At 69.1% G+C, this 4,467-nt stretch carries 5 protein-coding genes; 2 read left to right on the top strand and 3 right to left on the bottom strand.

The features are described from left to right. The 3 genes from VF662_RS05280 to VF662_RS05270 all read right to left on the bottom strand — a co-directional run. Nucleotides 1-600 (bottom strand): UvrD-helicase domain-containing protein (locus VF662_RS05280; protein WP_464138639.1); only part of this gene is annotated, 600 nt, incomplete at its 3' end. 43 nt (nucleotides 601-643) lie between these two features. Beyond that, nucleotides 644-1,792, bottom strand: a complete 1,149-nt coding sequence (locus tag VF662_RS05275; protein WP_464138635.1) for an acyltransferase family protein — start codon at nucleotides 1,790-1,792, stop codon at nucleotides 644-646. Between the two features lie 71 nt (nucleotides 1,793-1,863). After that, complete coding sequence (locus VF662_RS05270) at nucleotides 1,864-2,001, bottom strand: hypothetical protein (RefSeq protein WP_464138632.1); 138 nt, start codon at nucleotides 1,999-2,001, stop codon at nucleotides 1,864-1,866. Nucleotides 2,002-2,516: 515 nt separating this feature from the next. Between VF662_RS05270 and VF662_RS05265 the strand changes: the two genes are divergently transcribed. After that, nucleotides 2,517-2,930 (top strand): DUF2147 domain-containing protein, encoded by a 414-nt coding sequence (locus VF662_RS05265; protein WP_464138628.1) that lies wholly within the window; start codon nucleotides 2,517-2,519, stop codon nucleotides 2,928-2,930. Between the two features lie 126 nt (nucleotides 2,931-3,056). Beyond that, on the top strand, nucleotides 3,057-4,467 hold a 1,411-nt coding region (locus VF662_RS05260), incomplete at its 3' end, for a PAS domain S-box protein (protein WP_464138625.1).

The raw sequence follows: 4,467 nt of genomic DNA, 5'->3' as shown, positions 1-4,467 counted from the left end.
CATCAGGAAGCTTTCCGCGCCGCCCTCCCCCATGCGGTGGCTGAGCGCCTGGAGATCGCGGATCAGCGGCAGGTCCCCCGCGGCTTCCGAGCGCACCAGCAGGTCCGCAAGCGCCTGGCGGGCCAGCAGCTGCTCTTCCCGTCCATCGAGCGGGCGGAAGCCGGGCACCAGCCCCGCTTCGGCCGGAAACGCAGCCAGGAGCGACTGCGCGAAGGCGTGGATGGTCTGGATCCGGAGGCCGCCGCCCGGGGCGTCCAGAACGCGCGCGAACAGCCGCCGCGCCCGCTCCCGGCTCTCCGGCCCCGGATCCTCGCCGAGCGCGGTGAGCTCGTTGCCGAGCTCATTGTCCTTGAGCCGCACCCAGTAGGCGAGCCGCGCGTGGATGCGGTCGGCCATTTCGGCGGCGCCGGCCTTGGTGAAGGTGAGGCAGAGGATCGAGGAGGGATCGACGCCCGACAGCAGCAGCCGGAGCACGCGCGCGGTGAGCACATGGGTCTTGCCTGTGCCCGCGGACGCCGAAAGCGCGGCGTGATCGCGCGGTGAAGAGGCGCGGCGCTGGTCGCCCTCGAGCCGCTTCAGGGGGCTCAGGCGGCGGGGCATGGATCGGAAGGCAAGCGCACGGAGGGACTATAGGAACGGGGGCTCACGTCGCAAGCGGCGATGCCGGGGGACTGCGGGGCTGCACCAGCCGTCTGGCAGCGCGGGTGAGAGGGAGCTCGGCGACGCGGTGGATCAGCCACGCGGCAATGATCGCCGCCACAACCGCGGCGAGCGGGAAGAGCAGCAACGGGAGCGGGCCCGCGAGCTTCGCCCATGCCTTTTCCGAGGCCGCCAAAGTGATCGGGTGGGACAGATAGAGCGCGTAGGACCAATCCCCCAGCCGCTGCAGCGCCGCCGGCCCTGGCTGCGGAACGAAGACGGCGCCGAAGACGATCAGCGACGCGGGGAAGCCCCAGCGGACGAGCCGGGATCCCAGATCCGCAAGCGGCGTGGGAGCGAGGATCAGGACGAAGCCGGCGACGAGCGGCACCCAGAACCAGTTGGACCTGGGCAGACGCCGCTCCGCGAACGCAACGCCGATCAGGATCCCGGCGGCGAACTCGCCCACCATGTCCTGCGTGTAGAAGCCGAGGAGCCCCTCCGGCCGCACGACCAGCCCGGCCGCGACGATCGCGAGCAGCGCCGGCACGATGATCCGGCACCTCAGCCGCAGATCGGCTCCGCCGGCGGCGATGGCGGCTCCGAACAGGAGGTAGAAGAACATCTCCATGTTGAGGGTCCAGCCGGGAATGAGCGTCGGCTGGTAAGCATGGGTGACCGGATGCTCGGCCGGAATGAAGAGCAGCGAGCGGAAGATGTGCGGCCAATCCAGGACCGCCGTGTTGGTGGCGCCCGGCGCGACCACCAGAACCGCCACCAGGAAGGCGGTGATCAGCCAGTAGAGCGGCGCGATGCGGGTGATGCCGTCGCGGTAGAAGGAGAACGCCGTCCGATCGGGCTTGGAGGCGGTCGTCACCCACATGATGAAGCCGCTGATCACGAAGAAGATGTCGACGCCCGAGGGAAGCGCGGACCAGTCGGTGTGGCCGAGGCCCAGCCGCCCCGTCTGGTTCTGGAGGTGGTGGAGGACGACCATCAGCGCCGCCAGCCCCCGAAGGCACTGGACGGACCGGATCGTCGCCCCCGTCTGCTCCACCGTCACGAGGGAGAAGCTATCCCGCCGGGCGGCGCCGCGCCAGCCCCGGCGTGCCTGCCGGGCAACGGCTGCGGTGAGTGCCGAGAGGCAGAGCACCGAGCTGGTGCTGGAAGTCGTGGACAGGTTGCCCGGCCTCGCAGGCGGCGGAGTAGGCCGCGCCGGGCTCGTCAGCGCTCCTTGGCGAGGCGCAGATATTTGTCGGCGAGCTCGAGGTGCCAGCGCTTGGCGTCGGCGCCGGCGGCGCGGTTTGCCCGCTCGGTTTCTTCCGATGCGCGGCGCGTGAAGTAACGCTCGTTCGAGATCATTCCCAGCCTCCTGATGGCTCGATGGCGGGAGCATGCGCCCTGATGGTTAACAAAGGGCGAAGGCGGCGGCCGGGCGGTTCGGAGCGAGGGACCAGCTGCCACTAATGGCATTCCGCCAAGGCCAAAAAAGCAGTTGTTCGCCCGCTTTCGTTGCGTCCGCGCAACAGGCCCGAATCAATCTTCAGCCGCAGATACTTAGCGCGGCTTTTTACATTGCCGGTAATCCGAAGCTGATTCAGATTCGCTAGCGAGAGGCAGTATTCTCTCGGGGGGTGGGCGTCATGCAGCTGAAACACGTACCTTATTGCTTCCTCGCACTGGCGGCGATCTGCCTTGCAGGGGCGGTGAGCGCTTCGGCCGAAGCGCCGGCAGGTAAGATCGTGCTCGCCGCCCGCTGACCGCGCGGCTCCGCCGCTGCTGGCGCCGGATCTGTTGTGGCTCCGTTCAGGAAGCCCGCTTTATCAGGCGCATAGCCGCTTTCGCGGCATTCCTTTTTCGAGTCAGCGGAGCTTTTCATGAACAGAATCGCGAGCCTTGCGGCTGCCGCGGTGGTCGCGGTCTTCGGGGTCGGCACAGTGGCAGAGGCGGCTGCCGTGCAGCCCTCGGGCGTGTGGCGGAACCCCAAGAACAGCGTGCATGTGAAGGTGCAGCCCTGCGGCACCAACGTCTGCGGCACCGTGGTGTGGGCGAATGCCCGCGCGAAGGAAAAGGCGCGGAAGGCGGGGACCCCGGATCTTGTCGGACGGCAGCTCTTCCAGGATCTTCGCCCGGCCGGCGGAGGATCGTGGAACGGGCGCGTGTTCGTGCCCGACATGGGCCGAAGCTTCTCCGGCAGCCTCAAGCCGGCGGGGCCGAACAACATGGTCGCGCAGGGCTGCCTGCTCGGCCGCTACATCTGCAAGACCCAGACCTGGACTCGCGTCGGCTAGACCGCCTCGCCTGATCGAGCGCAGGCTCCGCGGACTGCGCGGAGTTCTTCGCTTGTTGTCAAAGCGTCCGCGCTTGTGCAGGTGCGGAGCAAGGGCGCGGTTCAGGGGGGTGGCGTTTTGCGGTCGTTGCAGCAGTACCTCGTTACGGTCGCCGTGCTGCTGGTGCTGCTCATCTGCGCCGCGGCGGCGATCCTTTTGTACGAGGTCGATCGTTTCGGAAGGACGCAGTCGGAGCAGCAGCTGCTCGCGACCACCCGAGCCCTGTCCCTGGTCGTCGATGGCGAGCTCAAGCGCTACGAAGCGACCCTCCAGGCGCTGAGCGGCTCCGAGGAGCTGGCCCGCGAAGACTGGCCGGCATTCGACCGCAAGGCGCGCGCGCTCCTTTCCGGGCAGGATGCCTGGATCATCGTCGGCGACCGGGCGGGGCGGCAGCTCGTCAATACGAGGCTCGCCCCCGGCGCGCCGCTTCCGTCCGGCACTCCACCGCCGCACATGTTCGCCGAGCTCGACAGCGGCAAGAGCCGCATCTGCAACCTCAGCCGCGGCTATCTCGCGCCCAACATCCTGTGCGTCGACCTGCCGGTGATGCGCGGCGGGCGCGCGGCGCTTCACGTCTCGGTGGTGATGCTGCCGAGCCGGATCGGCTCGGCCATGGTCCGGCAGCGCATGCAGAAGGGCGCGTTCACGACCGTGATCGACCGGCGCGGCATCGTCGTCTGGCGGAACGTGGGCGCGGAGAGGTTCGTCGGAAAGCCGGCGACGGCGGACATCCGCAAAGCGCTGGCGCGAAGCAGCGAGGGAGTGCGGGAGAGCCATTCGCTCGAGGGCATCCCGACCGTCGCCTCCTACAGCCGCTCGTCGCTCTCCGGCTGGACATTCCTGGTCGCCCTCCCCCGTTCGGAGATGCGCGCCGGCACCTACCGGGCGCTCGCAGCAGCGGCGGGCGGCGCCGCGATCCTGCTGGTGCTGGGCGCGGTCATCGGCCTGCTGACCGCGCGGCGAGTCACCCGGGCGGTGAAGGGCCTCTCCGCCACCGCCGCCCGGATCGAGCAGGGTGAGGCGCCGGATTACCAGCCCGCGGGCATCACCGAAATCGACGCGGTCGGAAAAGCGCTCGAGGCCTCGCTGCTGGCGATGCGGGAGAGCGAGGAACGCTACCGCCGCTTCTTCGAGCAGACCAGCGACCTCATCCTCACCGCCGATCTCGGCCAGGTGATCACCGACTGCAACCCATCGGCCGCCGCAGCCGTCGGCCTGACCCGCGACGAGGCGATCGGGCGCAGGATCTCGGACTTCGTCTCGCCCGACGATTTCGGCCGGACGACCGAGATGCTCCGGCAGAAGCTGACGACGGGCGGCACGACGCGCTACGACGTGCGGGTGCGCAGCAGCACCGGGGAGTGGCTTTCGTGGGAGATCGTCTCGGGCCTCACCCACGACCGGGAGGGACGGCCGGTGGGGCTCCATGTCGTCGGCCGCGACATCACCGAGCGGAAGCGCGCGGAGGAGCATCAGCGGCTCCTGATCAACGAGCTCA

The sequence above is a fragment of the Allosphingosinicella sp. genome, assembly GCF_036387215.1.
GTDB lineage: Bacteria > Pseudomonadota > Alphaproteobacteria > Sphingomonadales > Sphingomonadaceae > Allosphingosinicella.
This window is presented reverse-complemented; position numbering and strand designations above follow the sequence as displayed.

Coding starts and splice junctions, on each gene's coding strand:
- VF662_RS05270 (WP_464138632.1), bottom strand. CDS start 2,001: ATGATCTCGAACGAGCGTTACTTCACGCGCCGCGCATCGGAAGAAACC.
- VF662_RS05265 (WP_464138628.1), top strand. CDS start 2,517: ATGAACAGAATCGCGAGCCTTGCGGCTGCCGCGGTGGTCGCGGTCTTC.